Raw genomic sequence first — 19973 nt, forward strand, 5'->3', positions numbered from 1 at the left:
CCGTCAGTCGTCGCCCGATACGAACCCGGTGTCGGCGTCGGCCGCGGCCGACGGCGACGGCGACGGCGGGAGGTCCTCGCGGACGTCCTCGGCGCCCTCCGCGAGCACGCCGGCGTACGGGTCCGGCATCACCTTGACGACCTTCTCCAGTTCCGACTCCCAGTTGTCGAGGACGTACTCGGCGCGGTCGGAGTCGGTGTACGCGACGTGGTTCTCGACCAGTCGCTTCAGCATCCGGCGGTCCTTCTCGTCCAACTCGCGGGTGGTCGACACCATCCCGTAGTTGACCTTCTCCTCGAACTCGCCCTCGCGGTCCAGCACGTAGGCGATTCCGCCGGACATGCCCGCCGCGAAGTTCTTCCCCGTCTCCCCGAGGACGGCGACGACGCCGCCGGTCATGTACTCACAGCCGTGGTCGCCGACGCTCTCGACGACGGCCTTCACGCCGGAGTTGCGGACGGCGAACCGCTCGCCGGCCATCCCGTTGACGTACATCTCGCCCTGCGTGGCGCCGTACATGGCGACGTTGCCGACGAGGATGTTCTCCTCCGGTTCGTACGTGGCCTCCGCGGGCGTGTTGACGATTATCTTCCCGCCGGAGAGCCCCTTGCCGACGTAGTCGTTCGCGGCGCCGGTGAGGCTCATCGTCACGCCGTCCTGCAGGAACGCGCCGAACGACTGGCCGGCGGTGCCGTCGAAGTCCACCGAGATGGTGTCGTCGGGCAGGCCGTCGCCGCCGTAGGCGTTCGAGATGCGGTTCGAGAGCGTCGCACCCACCGCCCGGTCGTGGTTGGCGATGTCGGTGTCGACGGCAACGGGTTTGCCGTCCTCGAGTGCGGGGGCCGCCTCGTCGATGAGGTCCCAGTCGAGCGACTCGTCGATATCGTGGTCCTGCTCGCGGGTCTTGACCCGCTGGTCGCCCGGCGGCGGTGCGATGACCGAAGAGAGGTCGAGCTTCTTCGCCTTCTCCTGGTCGACGTCGTCGCGCTGGCGGAGATGCTCGGGCCGGCCGATGAGCTGTTCGAGTTCGGTGTAGCCGAGTTCGGCCATCAGCTCCCGCACCTCCTGGGCGATGAACGTCATGTAGTTGACGACGTGCTGTGGCTCGCCGGGGAACCGCGAGCGCAGGTCCGCGTCCTGCGTGGCGACACCGACCGGGCAGGTGTTCTCGTGACACTGTCGGGCCATCACACAGCCGGAGGTGACGAGCGAGGCGGTGCCGAACACGTACTCCTCGGCGCCCAGCAGGGCGCCGACGACGACGTCCCGGCCCGTCTTCATCCCGCCGTCGACGCTGACGCGGATGCGCGAGCGGAGGTCCGTCGACCGGAGCATCTGGTTCGCCTCCGCCAGCCCGAGTTCCCACGGCAGGCCAGCGTTCTTGATGCTGGTCTTCGGCGAGGCGCCGGTGCCGCCCGAGTGGCCGGAGATGTGGACCACGTCGGCGTTCGCCTTGGCGACGCCCGCCGCGATGGTGCCGATGCCGGCCTCAGAGACGAGTTTCACGTTGACGTTCGCGTCCGGATTGGCGGCCTTCAGGTCGTGAATCAGCTGTTTCAGGTCCTCGATGGAGTAGATGTCGTGAAGCGGCGGCGGCGAGATGAGCCCCACGCCGGGCGTCGCGTACCGGACGTGGGCTATCATCTCGTTGACCTTCTTGCCGGGGAGGTGGCCGCCCTCGCCGGGCTTGGAGCCCTGGGCCATCTTTATCTGTATCTCCTCGGCGTTCGAGAGGTAGTCGGAGGTGACGCCGAACCGGCCGGAGGCGACCTGCTTGACGTTGCACTCCTTCTCGGTGTCGAACCGCTCGGGCGGCTCGCCGCCCTCGCCGGTGTTGGACTTCGCGCCCAGCCGGTTCATCGCGATGGAGTTGTTCTCGTGGGCCTCCGGCGAGAGGCTCCCGAGGCTCATCGCCGCGGTCGAGAACCGTTTCACGATGGACTCGACGGGTTCGACCTCCTCGACGTCGACCGGGTCACGGTCCGACTCCAGTTCGAGCAGGCCACGGAGGCTCTGTAACTGCTCGTGCTGTTCGTTCATCTGGCTGGCGAAGTCCTTGTAGCGGTCGTAGTCGCCCTGCCGGACCGCCTGCTGGAGCGCGCCGACCGAGGCGGGGTTCCACTCGTGGAAGATGCCGTCCGAGCGGTTCTCGTACTCGCCCTGGCGTTCGAGGTCGACTTCGTCGGTGCGGTCGAACGCGACGGCGTGGCGGTTCCGGAGGTCCCGCTCGAGGTCCTCGATGTCGATGCCCTCGGTGCGGGCGGGCGTCCCCTCGAAGTACTCTTCGACGAAGTCCGAATCGAGACCCACGGCCTCGAAAATCTGGGCGCCCTGGTACGACTCGACGGTCGAGATGCCCATCTTCGCCATTGTCTTCAGCAGGCCGTCCTCGAGCGCCTGCTGGTAGGCCGCGATGGCCTCCTCCTCGTCGGCGCCGTCCGGGCCGGCGACGAGGTCCGCGATGGAGCGGTACGCGAGGTAGGGATTGACCGCGCCCGCGCCGTAGCCGACGAGCGTGGCGACGTGGTGGACCGCCCGAGGGTCGCCCGACTCGACGACGAGGTCCACGCGGTTCCGCAGGCCGTTGCGCACGAGATGGTGGTGGACGCCGCCCACGGCGAGCAGACTCGGGATGGGAACGCGGTTCTTCCCGGCGTCCTTGTCCGAGAGGACGACCACGTCGTGCTCCTGAGCGGCACTGGTGGCGTCCATGCGGACCTCCCGGACGGCGGCTTCGAGGCTCTCTTCGGGGTCGTAGGTGATGTCGACGACGCCCGTCGAGAGGTCGCCGTCCAACTGCTTGATGCCCGCCGTCTCGGCGTCCGACAGCACCGGCGAGTCACAGACGAGTTGCCGGGCGTGGTCGGGCGTCTCGTCGAGCAGGTTGCGCTGGTGGCCCAGCCGCGTCTCCAGCGAGGTGACGAGTTCCTCGCGGATGTAGTCGAGCGGCGGGTTCGACACCTGCGCGAACAGTTGCTTGAAGTAGGTGAACAGCGGGCGGTTGAACTCCGAGAGGACCGACAGCGGCGTGTCGTCGCCCATCGAACCGACGGGGTCCTTGCCGCTCTCGGCCATCGGCTCGATGAGGTGGTCCATCTCGTCGTGGGTGTAGCCGAACATCGCCTGGTGGGCGCGGAGTTCCGGCACCTCCGCGTGGGCGGTGTCGTCGTCGCGGTCGGCCACCTCGTCGAGGTGGACCTGCTCCTGTTCGACCCACTCGCCGTACTGCTCGTCGACGAGGCCGTCGAACACCTCCTCGTCGGGGACGACCCGACCCTCCTCGGGGTCCGCGAGGAACAGCTGACCGGGCTGGAGGCGACCCCGCTCCTCGATGTCGGCGGGGTCGTGGTCGAGCGCACCCGCCTCCGAGGCCATGACGAGCGTGTCGTCTTTCAGCACGTCGTACCGGCACGGGCGCAGACCGTTGCGGTCCAGCACCGCGCCGATGCGGTCGCCGTCCGTCGCGGCCACCAAGGCGGGCCCGTCCCACGGCTCGACGAGCGACGCGTGGTAGTCGTACCACTCGCGGCGCTCCTCGGGGACGCGGTTCGCCTCGCCGCGCCACGCCTCCGGAATGAGCATCCGCAGGGCGTGGGGCATGTCGCGGCCGCCCTGCATCAGCAACTCGAGCGCGTTGTCGACGGAGGCGGTGTCGGACTGCTCGGGGTCGTCGATTATCGGCTTGATGGTCTCGATGTCGTCGCCGAACTCCTCGGCGGCGATGTCCGTCTCGCGGGCCCGCATCCAGTTGATGTTCCCCTTGATGGTGTTGAACTCGCCGTTGTGGATGATGTTGCGGTACGGATGCGCGAGATGCCACGCGCCGAGCGTGTTCGTCGAGAAGCGGGCGTGGACCATGGCGAACGTCGATGCGACGCGGTCGTCGGTGAGTTCGGGGTAGTAGGTCGGCAGTTGGTCGGCCTTCAGCAGTCCCTTGTAGACGACGGTCTTGCGGTCGAGCGAGCAGACGTAGAAGCGTTCGGCGCCCGGTGGCCGCTCCTCGTCGATGCGGTTCTCGACGGCGCGGCGGCCGACGTACAGTTGGCGGTCGAACTCGTCGGCCTCGAACTCGCCGTCCGGGGCGACGAACACCTGCACGACCCGTGGCTCCGAGTCGAGGGCAGTCTGCCCGAGGTCGGCGTTGTCCGTCGGCACGTCGCGCCAGTCGAGCACGTCGAGGCCGTGGTCGGCGAACGTCTCCTCGACGACGCGGGCGAGTTTCGCGCCCGCCTCCTCGTCGGTCGGCAGAAACAGGGTGCCGACCGCGTACTCGCGGGCCGGCGGGAGGTCGACGTCGAGTTCCTCGCGGTAGAACTCGTCGGGAATCTGCAGGAGGATGCCGGCGCCGTCGCCGGTCGCTTCCTCGGCACCGGTCGTGCCGCGGTGTTCGAGGTTCTCGAGCAGTCGGAGGCCGTCCGCGATGGGGTCGTGCGAGCGTACGCCGTCGAGGTCGAAGACGACACCGACGCCGCAGTTCGCCCGGGAATCGTCCGGGTCCGCGAGCATCTCGCCCGCGGACGCCTGCGTGCGCTCAGACATTACCGGTACGTGGCCGAATAGCACATAAGAGGCTTCCCCTCAAGGACTAAGGGTCGATTTACCCCCAATTAGGCCCCTTATATCATTCCCAACAACTACCATAGTGGGTTAAGAACGTTCGCGTCGCGATGGGAGTCGTGGACTTCCGTTTCTCGTTTCGCTCGAAGAAGGCTAGATTCGGAAATTTCGCACGGATATGCACACCGAACGTTCACGATTCTGGACACGAAACGTGGCCTTCACGATTCTACACGAGCATCCGTCGAGCGAACGGGGCTCGGTTCGAGCGCCGCGATCCCCTCGATGCGAACGGCCTGAAGCGCCGAGAACGGGGGGAGCGCGGCGACGGGAGACTCGCCGCGTCTCCTGGCCCGGATTTGGGCCGGCGGCCAAACACCGCCGTGCAGAACGGTGGAGTCAGTAGTTCTTCGCGAAGTACGCCGTCTCCGCCGCGTCGTCGCCACAGACCCCGCAGGTGTCGTGAATCGGCTCCTCGTCGTCGTCGAGCGGGAGCATCACGATTTCGGCGGAAATCTGCTCTTTTATCTCGTCCTCGCAGGCCTCGTCGCCACACCAGCCGGTCTTCACGTAGCCGCCGTGCCGGCCGATGGTGCCGAGAATCTCGTCGCGGCCGTGGGCCTCGTGGACGTGCTCCTCGAGGTTCTCCTCCGCGGCGGCGTACAGCTTCGCGTACACGGAGTCGAGCGCGTCCTCCGTGGCCTCGACGAGCGCGTCGCGGTCGGCCACCTCGTTCTCGCCGTCGGGCCGGTGGACGAGCGTCGCCTCCCCGTCCTCGACCTCGTTGGGGCCGACCTCGATGCGGACGGGAACGCCCTTCAGCTCCCACTCGTTGTACTTGAAGCCGGGGTTGCGCTCCTCGCGGTCGTCGAGTTCGACGCGGACGCCCGCCTCGTCGAGTTCGGCCGCGAGGTCCGCGGCGTACTCCAGCACCTCCTCGCGCGTCTCCTCCTGCCAGATGGGGACGACGACCACCTGCTCGGGTGCGAGCTTCGGGGGCAGGACGAGCCCCTGGTCGTCGGAGTGGGTCATGATGAGCCCGCCCAGCGCGCGCCAGGACAGTCCCCACGAGGTGGTGTGACAGACCTTCTCCTGCTCGTCTTCGGCCCGGTAAGTGAGGTCGTACGCGTCCGCGAACCCGGTGCCGAGGTAGTGGCTCGTACACGCCTGCAGGGATTTCCCGTCGGGGAGCATCGCCTCGACGGTCGTGGTGGTGTCGGCGCCGGGGAACTTGTCGTGCTCGGGCTTGCGGCCCTTCAGCCCCGGAATCGCCAGCACCTCCTCGTACAGCCGGTGATACTGGTCGAGCCGGGTCATCGTCTCGTCCCACGCCTCCTGTTCGGTCTCGTGGGCTGTGTGACCCTCCTGCCAGAGGAACTCCTTGGTGCGGATGAACGGCTTCGTGTCGGTGGCCTCCCACCGGACGACCGAACACCACTGGTTCAGTTTCAGCGGGAGATCGCGGTGCGAGCGCGTCCACTCGGCCATGTACGGGGTGATGATGGACTCCGACGTGGGGCGGATGGCGAGCCGTTCCTCGAGTTCCTCGTGACCGCCGTGGGTGACCCACGCCACCTCGGGGTCGAACCCCTCGACGATGTCAGACTCGCGTTCCAGATACGACTCGGGAATCATCATCGGGAAGTAGGCGTTCTGTGCGCCCTCTTCCTTGAACCAGCCGTCGAGGTAGTTCTGCAGTCGCTCCCACAGCGCGTAGCCGCGGGGACGACAGACGATGAACCCGCCCATCGGCGCGTAGTCCGCGAGGCCCGCCTTCTGGACGACCTCGGCGTACCACTCGCCGGTGTTGTGCGCCTTCGACTCGGTGATACCGAGCTCCTGTTCCTGCTCTGTGTCGCTCATACTCTGTTGTGTCTCACGGATGGTTTAAACACGGTGCGTTTCGCTCGCGGGAAGAAGGGGAAAGGGTGGCCTACGGGCCACCCGGCGGGAACGGGCGGGAGCGGGCGACCGAACGGGTGCGGTCACGCATACCCGACCCGTGTCTGCGGCGGGGCTTAACGCTACCGACGGTTCGACACGGCCTCTCACGCCGGACCAGCCCTCACGGAGCAGTCGGCACGCTCCCGGGGACCGACCGCTAAACCCCCCACGCGATGCGGTCCCAGAGCCGCTCGTAGCCGTAGTACGTCGCCGTCTTCACGAGGTTGGTGACGAGACCGATGGAGACGGCGTCGGTCACGTCGCCGACGACGAGGTACGCGACGGTGACCGAGACGACCACCATCACCAGCCGGTAGCACGCGGTCTTGACGACCGCACGGCGGCGGGCCTGCACCGGCGCGCGAACGTGGTCGGCAAGCGCCATGTCCGACCCACCACGCGCACGGTTATGAAACCACTAGCAGTTCCTAATTCAGTAGATTGTAACTTTTAGAAGTTTCTCACACCAGCCCGAGCACCAGCAACACCGCCATCCCGGTGACGATGGTGGCGAGGATGTCCTCGGTGTACCACGCGACGCCGGCGGCGACGACGCCCGCGAGCACCCGGTCGCTCGTCGCCAGCGCCCGGACCGCCGCGACCGGTCCGAGTTCCGTCTCGACGACGGGCGTCCCGCCGAGTTCGAACAGCGCGGGCACGACCAGCGCCGCGAGCACCGCCGCGGGGACGAGCCGGAGCGCCCGCTCCGCGCGGGGCGGCACGTCCAGCCGCTCGTAGAGAAAGAGGAACGACGCCCGGATGAGGAACGTGCCGAGTCCCCCGAGGACGATGGCTCCCCAGACGACGGCGTCGCTCGCGGTCACGCCCGCACCTCCTCGACGGCAAGCCCCGCGACGATGCCCAGCGTCGCACCCAGCATCAGGCCGAGTTCGAACGGGATGCCGGCTCCGAGCGTCGCCGTCCCACCCCCGACGGCCGCCGCCGCACCGGTCGGCGCGTCCTCGATGGTCGGCACCAACAGCGCGAGGAACGTCAGCGGAACGGCGAACCCGAGCGGGAGCCAGCCGGGCACGTTCGCGCCGACGACGACGCCGAGGACGGTACAGACCTGCCAGACGAGCCACAGCGGCACGGCCGTCCCCAGATAGAAAGCGACCCGTGACACCTCCCGTCCCCGGAAGCGGGTCACCGACAGCGCGTACGCCTGGTCGGTCAGCAGGTACGCCACGAGCGTGCGGAGCCGTGCGGTCAGCTCCTCGAAGTGGGGTGCGATGGAGGCGCTGTACATCGTCATCCGCAGGTTCACGACGAGAACGGTGGCGACGACCACCGCGAGCGGCGCACCGGACCCGAGCAGGTCGATGGCCGCCAACTGCGAGGCACCGGCGAACACGACGACCGAGAGCCCCACGGCCTGCACGGGTGCGAGACCGGCGGCAACCGCCGCCGCTCCGGCGACGAGCCCGAACGGAACGACCCCGACGAGCACGGGCGCGACGGTTCGGACCCCTTCGAGGAAGTCGGCACGACGAGTCATTGGCGGGACTCGGGCGGTCCGCCCCAAGGCGGTGTCGGTCCTGCAGTCGACCGACGACGAACGGCTACAGCGTCTCGACGCCCGCCACCTCGAACCGGACGCCCCCCTCGGGGCCGTCGTGGACGGAGACGGTCCAGCCGTGTGCGGTGACGATCTCCCGCACGATGCTCAGCCCGAGACCCGTCCCGTCGTCGCTCGTGCTGTACCCCGACTCGAACACGTCTTCGTGTTCCTCGGCCGGGATGCCCGAGCCCGTATCCGAGACGTAGAATCCGTCGCCGTCGGAGAGTTCACCGACCGTTATCGCCACGTCGTCGTCGGTGTGTTCCACCGCGTTCCGGAGCAGGTTCTCGAACACGAGACGGAGACGGCTCTTGTCGGCCGACACCCGGATGTCGTCGGCCACGCGCACCTCCGCGCGGTCGGTCGCGGTCCGGACCCAGCTCTCGTGGACCAGCCGCTCGATGGAGACCGGCTCCCGCTCGTCGATGGCGTCGCCGGCCCGGGCCAGCACCAGCGTGTCCTCTATCAGCGACTCCATGCGCTCGAGGGCCGCCGCGGCCCGGTCGAGCTCTTCGCCGTCGGCGTCCTCGCGATGGAGATTCACCCGACCCAGCGCCACGTTCAGGGGGTTCCTGAGGTCGTGGCTCACGACGCCGGTGAACTCCTCGAGCTTCCGGTTTTTCCGTGCCAGCTCCTGCTCGCGTTCGACCCGCTCGAAGTTCGCCTCGACGCTCCGGGCGAGTATCTGTATCAGCGTCCGGGTCGGCGTGTCGAACGACTCGACGGTCGCCGTCCCGACGGCGAGGAGCCCGTACTCGCCGAGCGGGACGAGATACACCGACCCGAGCGGCGTCTCCGGACGGGCCGGGTCGGTCGCGGTCTCGTAGTCGGTGAGCATCCTGGGCTCGCCGGACCGGAACGCCGCCATCTCGGCGGTGTCCGGCGGAATCGGACCGACGGCGTCGTGCTCCGCGGTGGACGACTCGCTGAGTTCGCCCGCCGCGTCGGTCGCCGCCAGCGGGACCAGACCGTCGCGCTCGTCGTCAGCCCACCAGACGGCCGTGAGCGGTCGGTCGATGACGTCCTCGGCGATGGCGACCGCGGTCTCGGCCACCTCCTCGACCGAGCTCGCACCGATGAGCCCCTCGACGGCGTCGTTCAGCGCCGTGAGCCGGCGCTCGTGGAGTTTCCGCTCGGTGATGTCGCGGGAGAACCCAGCGACGGCCGTCACCTCGCCGTCGTCGACCAGCGGCCGACCCTCGACCCAGACCCACCGTTGGTAGTCCTCGCTCTCGTTGACCCGGCACTCGATCTCGGCGGGGTCGCCCTCCGAGAGCTGGGCCATCTTCTCGATGACCCGGTCGCGGTCGTCGGGATGGACGCCCTCGACGAAGTCGTACGTGTCCTCGCGCACCGCCTCCCGGGGGCGACCCCACAGCTCCTCGTAGCCGTCGTTCATGTACAGCAGTTCGTCCCAGTCCGCCGAGAACATCCAGATGAGATCGGGCGTGGCCGACAGCAGGCGCTCGTACAGTCGTGGTTGCTCCGTCGCGGGGATGTTGGAGTCCATGAGCTGTTCGTGGCGAGTCGGTCGGGGCTGGGGCCCGCCCGACGGACCACTCGCTCGCGGACGATCGAAACCAACCCCACCGTCTCTGGCGCGCACCTAGTATCTCCGGCATTATAATCGTCCTGCTCCGGGCCGGCAACCAGGGGGTCCCGCCTTCAGAACAGGTCGGTTCCGCACTCGTTGCAGTACACCTGCATCATGCCGTGTTCGTCCGGTTGCTCGACGCCGTGGCTCGTCTTCTCGCCGCACTCCGAACAGTGGACTATCGACTCCAGGTCCTCCCAGTTGTGCCGGGTGCCGGGCGCGCCGATGGCCAGCCCCCGCACCTGCTCGTCGGACTCGTTGCGGCCACACTGGAACTGCCCCGGTGGGAACCGTATCAGTTCGCCCGCGCCGACGGTCACGTCCTCGCTCGCCTCCTGGTCGGCCACGTCGTCGGACTCGGGCGGCGGCCCCACCTCGAACGTCGCTTCGCCGTCCACCACGTAGAACACCTCCTCCTGGTCGTGGTGGGTGTGGTAGCCGCCGGAGAACTGCTCGCCCGGCTCCAGTTCGTAGAACGCGAGCGACACGTCCTCGGTGCCCAGTGCGTCGGCCAGCGACCGGCGGACGCTGTTGACGCCGAGCGGGTTCGGCTCGTTCGGTGCCTCGTCGATGGCGACCTTCTCCATGTCCGCCCCGCGGCGCCCACGCGCAAAAAGCCGTGGGCGCCGGCAGTTACTCCTCGATGGCGAACGGGCTCTCCGTCTCGGTCCAGTCCCACCCCGGCAGTCGAGTCTGGAACCCCGCCGCGAGCGCCGCATCGAGGTCGTCGCGCCCGGCGGCCTCGCCGTCGCTCCCGTGGGTGTGGATATCAGCGTAGTGGAACGTCGCCTCCGCCAGAAGCGAGAACGGCCGGCCGCCGGCGAGCGTCGCCGCGAGTTCGCGGCCGAGCAGTTCGTCGACGACGAACCCCGGATAGTCGCCCGCCACGTCGAGGTCACGGAGCAGGCCCGCCAGCGCCGCGACGTTCACCGCCACGTCGCCGTCCGCGAACACGGCGTCGACTTCGCGTGCGTACTGCTCGCGGGTGACGTGGCCCACGTCGGCCTCGAACGCGTCGCCGAGCGCGTCCCGCACGTCGTTGACGAGCGGTACGACCCGGTCGTTCTCGCGGACGCGGTCCCGCTCGGCCCGGACGGTCGCCTGCGTGAGTCGCATACGAACGTACAGTTTGCGAAGGCTTTTATATCAACAGCAGTCTACGAACGGATAAGCGGGTTTTCCGGTATCAGTACCCCGCAGTCGCCCGCCGGGGCGACGAGTCTCTCACCACAGAGTAGCATGACCACTTGTACTACAGCGCGTGCGTCCGGACGGGACCGACCCGCCACAGCGGCGCACCGCGACCGGGACCCCACTCGATAGCTATGAGTTCAGTAGAGCGGCAACTCGAAGACCTAAAAGAAGAGATAGCGAGCGAAGTGCCGGCCGACATCTCCATCTCGGACGTGACCTACGAGGGTCCCGAGCTGGTGGTGTACACGCGCGACCCCAAGGAGTTCGCCAGCGACGGCGACCTGGTGCGCCGGCTCGCCTCGAAGCTCCGCAAGCGCATCACCGTCCGTCCCGACCCGGACGTGCTCTCGCGGCCGGAGGAGGCCGAGCAGACCATCCGCGAGATAATCCCCGAGGACGCGGGCGTCACGGACCTCGATTTCCACGCCGACACCGGCGAAGTCGTCATCGAGGCCCAGAAGCCCGGGATGGTCATCGGCCGCCGCGGGTCGACGCTCCGCGAGATAACCCAGAAGGTGGGCTGGACGCCCGAGGTCGTCCGCACGCCGCCCATCGAGTCGTCGACCGTCTCGAACGTCCGCAACTTCCTGAAACAGGAGCGCGACGAGCGCCGGGATATCCTCGAGCGCATCGGCCGGCAGATTCACCGCCAGGAGATGTCCGACGACGAGTGGGTCCGCATCACGACGCTCGGCTGTTGTCGTGAGGTCGGCCGCGCCGCCTTTATCCTCTCGACGCCCGAGACGCGCATCCTCATCGACTGCGGCGACAAGCCCGGCGCCGAAGGCGAGGTGCCCTACCTGCAGGTGCCGGAGGCGCTCGGCGCCGGCGCACAGACCATCGACGCGGTCGTGCTCACCCACGCCCACCTCGACCACTCCGCGCTCATCCCGCTTCTGTTCAAGTACGGCTACGACGGCCCCATCTACTGTACGGAGCCGACCCGCGACCTGATGGGCCTGCTCACGCTCGACTACCTCGACGTCGCCGCGAAGGAGGGCCGCGCGCCGCCGTACGAGTCGGAGATGGTCCGCGACGCCATCAAGCACTGCATCACGCTGGAGTACGGTGACGTGACCGACATCGCGCCGGACATCAAACTCACCTTCCACAACGCGGGCCACATCCTCGGGTCGGCGGTGTCGCATTTCCACATCGGCGACGGCCTCTACAACGTCGCGTTCTCGGGCGACATCCACTACGAGGACACCCGCCTGTTCAACGGCGCTGTCAACGAGTTCCCGCGGGTGGAGACGCTCGTCCTCGAATCGACGTACGGCGGCCGCAACGACTACCAGACCGACCAGGAAGACTCCGAGCGCAAGCTCAAGAAGGTCATCAACGAGACGTACGAGCGCGACGGCAAGGTCGTCATCCCGGCGTTCGCGGTCGGCCGCTCACAGGAGATAATGCTCGTGCTGGAGGAGGCGATGCGCAGCGGCGACATCCCGGAGATGCCCGTCCACCTCGACGGGATGATATGGGAGGCGACGGCCATCCACACGACCTACCCCGAGTATCTCCGTGACGACCTCCGGGACCGCATCTTCCACGACGACGAGAACCCGTTCCTCGCCGACCAGTTCAACCACATCGACGGCGGCGAGGAGGAGCGCCAGGAGGTCGCGGACGGCGGCCCCGCAATCGTCCTCTCGACGTCGGGGATGGTCACCGGCGGCCCCATCATGTCCTGGCTCCGCCATCTCGGCGGCGACGAGCAGAACCGACTCGTGTTCGTCGGCTACCAGGCCCAGGGGACGCTCGGCCGTCGCATCCAGAACGGCTGGGACGAGATTCCGATCAACGACCGCGACGCCTCCCGCGGGTCGACGCTCACGCTCAACATGGACGTGAAGACCGTCGACGGGTTCTCGGGCCACGCCGACCGGCAGGGACTCGAGAACTTCGTGCGCACGATGAACCCCCGCCCCGAGAAGGTGCTGTGTGTCCACGGCGACGAGTCGTCGACGCAGGACCTCTCCTCCGCGCTGTACCACGAGTTCAACATGCGGACGTTCGCGCCGAAGAACCTGGAGACGTTCCGGTTCAAGTAGGTCCGTCCTGCACGTCGTCGCTCCGTTCGACCGCCCGACGGCGAACGGGGGGCGCGCTCGATGCGCTGGCCGAGTAGTCGCGCGCTCGTCGCCCCGCGTCACTCCCGCTCGGGGGCCTCGCTCGGGTCGACCACCTCGCCCGACGCGGGGTAGACGCCGACCTGGTCACAGGCGTCCGCGAGCGGACACGCCTCCGGGTCGTCCAGACACGCCGGCGTCCGGGCCGTGCAGTAGTCGCGTCCGAACTGTATCATCGCGGTGTGTCCGAACCCGCATTTCTCGGCGGGAACGTCACGCTCCAGATGCTCGCGGACCGTCTCGTGGTCGGCATCGGCGGGCGCGAGGCCCATCCGCCGGGCGATGCGGTGGACGTGCGTGTCGACGGGGAAGACGCCGGTGCGCCCACCGGAGAACAGCAGGACGCAGTCGGCCGTCTTGGGACCGACGCCCGTCATGTCGAGCAGAGTCTCGCGCACCACGCCGGGGTCGCTCTCGGTCACGAACGCGTCGAACCCCTCGGCCGGGCGAGGCTCCGTCTCGCGGCCGTCGGACTCCGGACTGGAGTCCGATACGCCCCCGTACTCGTCGACGACGCGCCCGGCGAGCCGGATGATGGTCTCCGACTTCTGGTTGTACAGCCCCGCCGAGGCGATGGTCTCGGCGAGTTCGGACTGTTCTGCCTCCGCCAGCGACGCGGCCAGGTCGCCCGTCTCGCGGGCATCGCCCGCTCGACTGTCCGAGCCGCTACGCGGCTCGCTCGCCCCGTACCGCTCCATCAGGCTGTCGTGGGCCGGCTGGCTCGCCGTGTCGGAGGTGTTCTGCGAGAGTATCGTCCGGACGAGACACTCGAACGCCTGCTGGCCGCCGTACGTCTTCTGCCAGTAGATGTCGCCGAGACGGTCGACGACGGCCTCGGCGTGCGTGTCAGCCTCGCCGGGGGCGAACGAGGCGGCCGTCCCGCCGCCCGACTCCCCCCCGGAGATGTTCTCGGCTGGCTCGTCGTCCATGCCTCACGCTTCGAGTGGGCGGGACAAAGAGCTGTCCGAGTCGCGAACCCACGACAGTAAACGTGGCTACCGAAGTCGCATCTGGACGGTACGGTTACGCTCGTCCCCGGTGAACTGTCACGCTTGGTGATACCATGTCAGTTACCGCCGGCGGCCCGTTATCGGACGACGCGATAGACGAGTTCGCCGCGAGCCTGCGCGGCGTGGTGCTCCGCCCCGACGACGAGGGGTACGACGACGCCCGGGCGGTCTGGAACGCGATGATAGACAAGTACCCGGCAGTCATCGCACAGTGTGCCGGGGTCGCGGACGTCATCGCCTCGGTGCGGTTCGCGCGCGACCACGACCTGCCGCTGGCGGTGAAGAGCGGCGGCCACAACATCGCGGGCAACGCGGTGTGTGACGACGGACTCGTCGTCGACTGCTCGGGGATGCGGTCGGTTCGGGTCGACCCCGCGGCGAAGACGGCCACGGTCGAACCGGGCGCGACCCTCCACGACCTCGACCACGAGACGCAGGCGTTCGGGCTGGCGACGCCCGTCGGCTACAACTCGACGACGGGCATCGCCGGGCTGACGCTCGGCGGCGGATGGGGCTGGCTCTCGCGGGCGTACGGGCTGACGGCCGACAACCTCCGGGCGGTCGACCTCGTGACCGCCGAGGGCGAGTTGGTCCGCGCCAGCGACGAGGAGAACCCGGAACTGTTCTGGGGCGTCCGCGGCGGCGGCGGCAACTTCGGCGTCGTCACCGCCTTCGAGTTCGACCTCCACGAGGTCGGACCGGAGGTGCTGTCGGGCATCCTCGTCCACCCCTTCGAAGACGCCGCCGACAGACTGGAGGAGTACCGGGAGCTCGTCGCCGACGCGCCCGACGAGTTGGCCGTCTGGTTCGTGTTCCGACACGCGCCGCCGCTCCCCGTCATCCCGGAAGCGTACCACGGCGAGAAGGTGCTCATCTTCGCGGCGTTCTACGCGGGCGACGTGGACGACGGCGAGGCGGCCGTCGCCCCGTTCCGCGAGATGGGCACGCCCATCGCGGACGCGGTCGAACCACACGTCTACGAGGAGTGGCAACAGGTGTTCGACCCACTGCTGGAACCCGGCGCCCGCAACTACTGGAAGTCGCACAACTTCGTCGAGATAACCGACGGGATGATAGACACCTTCGTCCGCTACGCCGACCTGCTACCGACGCCCCATACCGAACTCGCCGTCGCACAACTCGGCGGCGCTATCAACGAGAAGCCGACGGACGCGACGGCGTACCCCCACCGCGACGCCGCGTTCACGATGAACCTCCACACCCGCTGGACCGACCCCGCGGACGACGACCGGTGTGTCGCGTGGGCACGGGAACTGTACGACGCGATGACGCCACACGCGACGGGCGGCGTCTACGTCAACTTCGTCCCCGAGGAGGGTGGGCAGGAGCGGGCCGCCTACCGCGAGAACTACGAGCGACTGGCCGAACTCAAAGCTGAGTGGGACCCCGACAACGTGTTCAGCATGAACCAGAACGTCGAACCCGTGTCCTGAGCTCCCTCACTCCTCGCGGCCACGCTTCCGGTCGCGCCCGACGCCGAACAGGCCGAGCGAGGCCGACACCGCGCTGTCGAGCGTCTCCGCCGGGGAGCCGGCGGCGGTCCGGTCCGCGAGGCGAGTCAGCGGCGTCAAATCGACCGCCGACCCGCCGGTCACGGCCTCCGCGAGCGCGCCGAGCGGGACGACGGCAGGGTTCTCAAGTTCGCCGGGCGTCGCGGGGTCCGTCCGCGTCGACACCGTCTCGACGCCCAGCCCCCGCACGAGCCGGTTGGCGGCGTCGGCGCCGGTCGGCCAGCCCAGTTCCTCACAGACCAGCGTCGACGCGCGGCCGATGGCGCCGACGGAGCCGAGATGTCCGCCGCCGACGAGGGCCTTTGCCGCCCGCGCCGGGTCGCCGCTGACGACGGCGGGACCGACCTGTGCGACCGCGCCGTCGCCGACCGAGACGGCCCACCCGGCGTCGTCGAACCGGAACCGTTCGGGGGCGTCCGCCTCGTCTGCGACCGCTCGCTCGATGTTCGCGGCGGCGACCCGCGCCTCCCGGACCGCGGCCTGTGCGCTCGCGGGCACGTCCGACTCGCCGGCGTCGGTCACGCGGGCGGCGTCGCCCACGACGAAGGTCGCGTCGCCGGCACGGAGGTCGGCGCCGACCGGCGTGCGCTCGCCGCCGAGCGCCCCCGGTCCGCGGATGCCGCCCGTCCAGACGAACGTATCGTAGCCGAGTTCCCGACCGTCGTCGAGGTGGACCGCCTCCGCGTCGGCTTCGATGACGGTCGCGCCCGTCTCGACGGTGACGCCGCGGTCGGTCAACTCGCGGGCTATGGCGGCCGCGAACGCGGAGTCGAACGTCGGCGCGACCCGGTCGGCCTGCTCGAGGACGGTCACGTCGAGCGCCGACTCCTCCTCGCGGGCCAGCGCGGCGAGTTCGCCGGCCACCTGCACGCCAGAGAGGCCGCCGCCACCGACGACGGCGTGGCCGTCGGGCGCGGCGAGCGTCGACTGTCGGACGGCCATGGCGTCGTCGAGACGCTTCAGCGGCGTGGCGTGGCTCTCGACGCCCGTCAGGCCGTAGAACGCCGTCTCGGCGCCGAGACAGACCGCCGCCGCGTCGTAGTCGAGTTCCTCCTCGCCCTCGCCGGTGTCGAGCGTGGCTACTCCCGCCTCGGGGTCGACGCCGGTCACCCGCGCCTGCCGGACCGTCGCGCGGTCGAGGCAGTCGTCGAGCGGGACCGTGACGGCGTCGACGAGTTCGGGGCGGCGGACGACGCGGTGGAGTTCGTGCTGGACGAGATGGCTGTCGGACTCGTCGACGACGACTATCTCGGCGTGAGCGGGCAGGCGGCGTTCGAGCCGCCGGGCGACGGTCAGCCCGGCGTACCCGGCGCCGAGTACGGCGACGCGCATGCCGCCCGTTGAAGCGAGCGACACAAAGGCGTGCTGACCGCGGCTACGCGACCCGGAACACGCAGGTCAGGTCGGCGCCGTCCGCGAGCGCCGCGGCGAGGTCGCGGTCGACCCCCTCGGCGGCGGTGTCGGCACCGACCATCACCGTCCGGTCGTCGACGTAGTCGCTGGTGCGGGCGACCAGCGAGCGGTCGCTCTCGAAGGTGAGGTCGGGGTGGCCGCGCCCGACGACGGTCTGCTCGTGGCTGTCGGCCCGCAGGGTCGCCTCGACGGTCGCGTCGTGGTCCCGGCAGGCGTCGACGAACGCCGCGTCGAACTCGGCGGGGACGGTGTCGGCCTCGACCCCGAGGATGCAGTCGCCCGCCGGCGTGAGCCAGTCGTCGCTCGTCAGCTCCCACGTGCTCGCGTGCTCGGCCGTGACGTGCTCGTGGCCGGTCGCGTGGACGCGCTGTTCCATGTCGGGGCGTCGCGGCGCGGCCACTTGAGCGGCGCCGTTCGCGGCCGCCGGCATCGGCTCATCGCTTATATAACTTTCCGACGGGCGTGTGAACTCGTACCGCGGTCCCGTCCGGCGTTTGGTAGTCGTTTACACCCCGTTCAACCTGCACAAAACTTAAATACGAATACGCTGTATGTTCAGGCACCAGAACGCCTCCGGCGTTCAGCATCGCTAGCCGACCAGAATGACAGGGAACGCTGCTTGTCCGACGGTTGCACCTTTTCCAGTCGATGCTGTCCCCGGAGCGGTAATGGAATAGAGTGATACAACAATGGCAGAGAGCATTGACGAATCCGACAACGTAGAACTCGCAGACAACGACCTCGAGACGGACAACAAAGGTAAACTCATCAAGAAGGCCGGTCAGCTCCGCGACCGACGCAACGAACTGAACCAGATGGCCTCCGAGCGCGCCTCCAAGCGGGACGAGCTGAACGCGAAGACCCGCGAGAAGGTCGACGAGGCCCAAGAGCACCGCGAGAAGCGCGACGAGCTCAACGAGAAGGTCCAGGAGCACAAGGAGAAGCGCAACGAGCTCAACGCGAAGGCCAACGAGCTGTTCGACAAGGTCGACGAGATGAAGGAGGACCTCGAGCTCAACGAGGGCAAGAGCGTCGACCAGCTCGAAGAGGAGATCGAGGACCTCGAGTTCAAACAGCAGACCGAGGTGCTCTCCACCGAGGAGGAGCGCGAGCTCATCGAGAAAATCGAGCAGAAACGCGAGAAGCTCTCCGAGCGCAAGGAGAAGCTCGACCAGTCGGGCGACCTGGAGGAGCTCAAGGAGAAGGCCCAGGACGTCCGCGCGCAGGCCTCCGAGCACCACCAGAAGGTGACCGAACTCGCCGACGAGGCCCAGGAGCACCACAACCAGATGATAGAGGCCTACCGCGAGGCCGACGAAATCCGCGACGAGGCCGACGAGTGGCACGAGAAGTTCGTCGACGCCCAGGAAGCGGCCGACCGCCACCACGAGGACTTCGTCCGCGTCCAGAAGCGGCTCCGCGAACTCGACAAGGAGGAGGACGAGGAGCGCCAGGAGGAGCGCGAGGCCGAGAAGGAGGCCGCCCGCGAGGAGGCCGAGGAGATATACGAGGCCTTCCAGAACGGCGAGACCCTCGACACCGAGGACCTGATGAAGCTCCAGAAGACGGGGCTACTCTAAGCGCAGTTTTTGCACTTCCTTCGCGTTCGCTGAATCCGTCAGCGAACGCTCAGTCAGGCAAAAACCTGCGGAAAATATGCGCGCGTACTCCTTCCGGCGAGCCACGGGCTCGCCTCCAGTCCGTGCGCGCTACGGCGCCTCACTCCGTTCGGCGCCGCGAACCGCTCACTCGCTGCGCTCGCTCGCGGACGAACGACGACGGCCTCATCCAGCAAACGATTCGTTCACACCACCTGTAACTCGGTCGGGTAGTCGGTGAGGTTCTCGTAGCCGTCCTCGCGGACGACGACGAGGTCCTCGACGCGGACGCCGCCGACGCCCTGCTCGTAGAGGCCCGGTTCGACGGTGACGACGTGACCGGCCTCGAGTTCGCCCCCCTTCTGTGCGAGATACGGCGACTCGTGGACGTCGAGACCGACCCCGTGTCCGGTGCTGTGGATGAACCCGTCCTCAGGGGCGTCGTGCGAGCGGGGCGTGGCGTAGCCCGCGTCCTCGAACACGTCACAGACGGCGTCGTCGACCTCCTCGCCGGTGACGCCCGCCTCGATGGTGTCGAGGGCGGCCTCGTACGCCTCGTGAGCGAGGTCGTACCACTCGCGGGTCCGGTCGTCCGGGTCGCCCTTCACGAACGTCCGCGTCATGTCCGCGAAGTAGCGCGTCTCGCTGTCGCGGGGGAAGATGTCGACGACGATTGGCGTGTTCGCCGTCAGCGGCCCCGACCCGGAGTCGTGGCCGCGGGCCGCCGCCGGACCGCCGGCGACGATGCAGTCGTCCAGCCGACAGCCCGCCTCGAGGAGTCGAATCTCGATCCGCTCGCGCACCCGCTCGCTCGTCAGTGGCTCGCCGTCGAGCCGTAGCGTCCCGTCCGCGACGGTCGCACGCTCCAGCATCTCCTCGGCGACCCGCATCGCGGCCTCGTTGGCGCGCTGGGCCGCCCGAATGTGGTCGACCTCCCGCTCGCTCTTCACCGCCCGCACGTCCGTCATGACGTACTCGTCGTCCCACGCCACGCCGACGCCCCGCTCGCGGAGGACGTCCGCGGTGCCGGTCGGGAACGCGTCGGGGACGACCACCCTGTCGACGCCGTACGCCTCGAGGAAGTTCGCCGTCACGTGTTTGGCGGCGACCCGGGGGTCGTCCATCTCGTCGACCTCGTCGTCCTCGAACTCCGCGGTCTTCCGCACCTCGTCGGCGGCGCTGTCGCTCTCGGCGCGGGTGTACTCGAGCGAGGAGACGAGCGAGACGACGCGGCCCTCGGCGTACAGCGTCGTGAACCGGTCGGGCGCGTGGTAGCCCGAGAGGTAGTACTGGTCGCTGTTCTCGCCGTCGGCGTCGACGAGATAGCCGTCCGCGTCGCGGTCGTCGAGATGCGAGGAGAGGCGGGGGTAGGTCGGTGACACGGACCCCCGTTCTCGATGCCGCGAGAAAAGCGATGCGGTGGGGAACCCCCCAGGGC

The 19973-nt window shown here is 68.6% G+C and carries 15 protein-coding genes; 3 read left to right on the plus strand and 12 right to left on the minus strand.

The window, feature by feature from the left end; genetic code table 11:
- Positions 1 to 3: 3 nt before the first annotated feature.
- The 8 genes from gltB to NL112_RS01135 all read right to left on the minus strand — a co-directional run bounded on the left by gltB (position 4) and on the right by NL112_RS01135 (position 10772).
- The gene (gene gltB, locus NL112_RS01100; RefSeq protein ID WP_255150780.1) at positions 4 to 4539 is read right to left on the minus strand and encodes a glutamate synthase large subunit; all 4536 of its coding nucleotides are present in this window, start codon (positions 4537 to 4539) and stop codon (positions 4 to 6) included.
- 417 nt (positions 4540 to 4956) lie between these two features.
- Positions 4957 to 6420, minus strand: a complete 1464-nt coding sequence (gene proS, locus NL112_RS01105) for a proline--tRNA ligase (RefSeq protein ID WP_255150781.1) — start codon at positions 6418 to 6420, stop codon at positions 4957 to 4959.
- A gap of 238 nt (positions 6421 to 6658) precedes the next feature.
- Positions 6659 to 6886: a DUF2061 domain-containing protein gene (locus NL112_RS01110; protein WP_255150782.1), complete on the minus strand. Its 228-nt coding sequence runs from the start codon at positions 6884 to 6886 to the stop codon at positions 6659 to 6661.
- Between the two features lie 76 nt (positions 6887 to 6962).
- Positions 6963 to 7325 carry an AzlD domain-containing protein gene (locus NL112_RS01115; protein ID WP_255150783.1) on the minus strand — a complete coding sequence of 121 codons (363 nt, stop codon included), beginning with the start codon at positions 7323 to 7325 and terminating at the stop codon, positions 6963 to 6965.
- Positions 7322 to 7999, minus strand: a complete 678-nt coding sequence (locus tag NL112_RS01120; RefSeq protein WP_255150784.1) for an AzlC family ABC transporter permease — start codon at positions 7997 to 7999, stop codon at positions 7322 to 7324. Before NL112_RS01120 ends, NL112_RS01115 begins: the two co-directional genes overlap by 4 nt.
- A 64-nt stretch (positions 8000 to 8063) precedes the next feature.
- Complete coding sequence (locus NL112_RS01125) at positions 8064 to 9572, minus strand: receiver/sensor box histidine kinase (RefSeq protein WP_255150785.1); 1509 nt, start codon at positions 9570 to 9572, stop codon at positions 8064 to 8066.
- 155 nt (positions 9573 to 9727) lie between these two features.
- Positions 9728 to 10243, minus strand: coding sequence for a cupin domain-containing protein (locus NL112_RS01130; RefSeq protein ID WP_255150786.1), 516 nt, complete (start codon positions 10241 to 10243; stop codon positions 9728 to 9730).
- A gap of 46 nt (positions 10244 to 10289) precedes the next feature.
- Complete coding sequence (locus NL112_RS01135) at positions 10290 to 10772, minus strand: DUF7984 family protein (RefSeq protein WP_255150787.1); 483 nt, start codon at positions 10770 to 10772, stop codon at positions 10290 to 10292.
- 209 nt (positions 10773 to 10981) lie between these two features.
- Between NL112_RS01135 and NL112_RS01140 the strand changes: the two genes are divergently transcribed.
- On the plus strand, positions 10982 to 12904 hold the full coding sequence (locus NL112_RS01140) for a beta-CASP ribonuclease aCPSF1 (protein ID WP_255150788.1): 1923 nt from the start codon (positions 10982 to 10984) through the stop codon (positions 12902 to 12904).
- A 98-nt stretch (positions 12905 to 13002) separates the two neighbouring features.
- Here NL112_RS01140 and NL112_RS01145 read toward each other — a convergent pair whose 3' ends face one another.
- Positions 13003 to 13911: an endonuclease III domain-containing protein gene (locus NL112_RS01145; protein WP_255150789.1), complete on the minus strand. Its 909-nt coding sequence runs from the start codon at positions 13909 to 13911 to the stop codon at positions 13003 to 13005.
- A gap of 134 nt (positions 13912 to 14045) precedes the next feature.
- Here NL112_RS01145 and NL112_RS01150 point away from each other — a divergent pair, with 134 nt between their 5' ends.
- Positions 14046 to 15446 (plus strand): FAD-binding oxidoreductase, encoded by a 1401-nt coding sequence (locus NL112_RS01150; protein ID WP_255150790.1) that lies wholly within the window; start codon positions 14046 to 14048, stop codon positions 15444 to 15446.
- Between the two features lie 6 nt (positions 15447 to 15452).
- On the opposite strand, the gene NL112_RS01155 is transcribed toward NL112_RS01150, so the two are convergent.
- Both NL112_RS01155 and NL112_RS01160 read right to left on the minus strand, forming a co-directional pair.
- Complete coding sequence (locus NL112_RS01155; protein ID WP_350356145.1) at positions 15453 to 16856, minus strand: NAD(P)/FAD-dependent oxidoreductase; 1404 nt, start codon at positions 16854 to 16856, stop codon at positions 15453 to 15455.
- A gap of 43 nt (positions 16857 to 16899) precedes the next feature.
- Positions 16900 to 17313, minus strand: coding sequence for a DUF371 domain-containing protein (locus NL112_RS01160; RefSeq protein ID WP_255150791.1), 414 nt, complete (start codon positions 17311 to 17313; stop codon positions 16900 to 16902).
- Positions 17314 to 17626: 313 nt separating this feature from the next.
- Between NL112_RS01160 and NL112_RS01165 the strand changes: the two genes are divergently transcribed.
- A complete protein-coding gene (locus NL112_RS01165) occupies positions 17627 to 18517 on the plus strand; it encodes a coiled-coil protein (protein WP_255150792.1) in 891 nt (296 codons plus the stop codon).
- Between the two features lie 224 nt (positions 18518 to 18741).
- Here the strand turns inward: NL112_RS01165 and NL112_RS01170 are convergent, their stop codons facing one another.
- Positions 18742 to 19917: a M24 family metallopeptidase gene (locus NL112_RS01170; protein ID WP_255150793.1), complete on the minus strand. Its 1176-nt coding sequence runs from the start codon at positions 19915 to 19917 to the stop codon at positions 18742 to 18744.
- Positions 19918 to 19973: the final 56 nt, after the last annotated feature.

The sequence above is a fragment of the Halorarius halobius genome (assembly GCF_024298865.1).
Classification (GTDB): domain Archaea; phylum Halobacteriota; class Halobacteria; order Halobacteriales; family Haloarculaceae; genus Halorarius; species Halorarius halobius.

Coding starts and splice junctions, on each gene's coding strand:
- gltB (WP_255150780.1), bottom strand. CDS start 4,539: ATGTCTGAGCGCACGCAGGCGTCCGCGGGCGAGATGCTCGCGGACCCG.
- proS (WP_255150781.1), bottom strand. CDS start 6,420: ATGAGCGACACAGAGCAGGAACAGGAGCTCGGTATCACCGAGTCGAAG.
- NL112_RS01110 (WP_255150782.1), bottom strand. CDS start 6,886: ATGGCGCTTGCCGACCACGTTCGCGCGCCGGTGCAGGCCCGCCGCCGT.
- NL112_RS01120 (WP_255150784.1), bottom strand. CDS start 7,999: ATGACTCGTCGTGCCGACTTCCTCGAAGGGGTCCGAACCGTCGCGCCC.
- NL112_RS01125 (WP_255150785.1), bottom strand. CDS start 9,572: ATGGACTCCAACATCCCCGCGACGGAGCAACCACGACTGTACGAGCGC.
- NL112_RS01130 (WP_255150786.1), bottom strand. CDS start 10,243: ATGGAGAAGGTCGCCATCGACGAGGCACCGAACGAGCCGAACCCGCTC.
- NL112_RS01135 (WP_255150787.1), bottom strand. CDS start 10,772: ATGCGACTCACGCAGGCGACCGTCCGGGCCGAGCGGGACCGCGTCCGC.
- NL112_RS01140 (WP_255150788.1), top strand. CDS start 10,982: ATGAGTTCAGTAGAGCGGCAACTCGAAGACCTAAAAGAAGAGATAGCG.
- NL112_RS01145 (WP_255150789.1), bottom strand. CDS start 13,911: ATGGACGACGAGCCAGCCGAGAACATCTCCGGGGGGGAGTCGGGCGGC.
- NL112_RS01150 (WP_255150790.1), top strand. CDS start 14,046: ATGTCAGTTACCGCCGGCGGCCCGTTATCGGACGACGCGATAGACGAG.
- NL112_RS01155 (WP_350356145.1), bottom strand. CDS start 16,856: ATGCGCGTCGCCGTACTCGGCGCCGGGTACGCCGGGCTGACCGTCGCC.
- NL112_RS01160 (WP_255150791.1), bottom strand. CDS start 17,313: ATGGAACAGCGCGTCCACGCGACCGGCCACGAGCACGTCACGGCCGAG.
- NL112_RS01165 (WP_255150792.1), top strand. CDS start 17,627: ATGGCAGAGAGCATTGACGAATCCGACAACGTAGAACTCGCAGACAAC.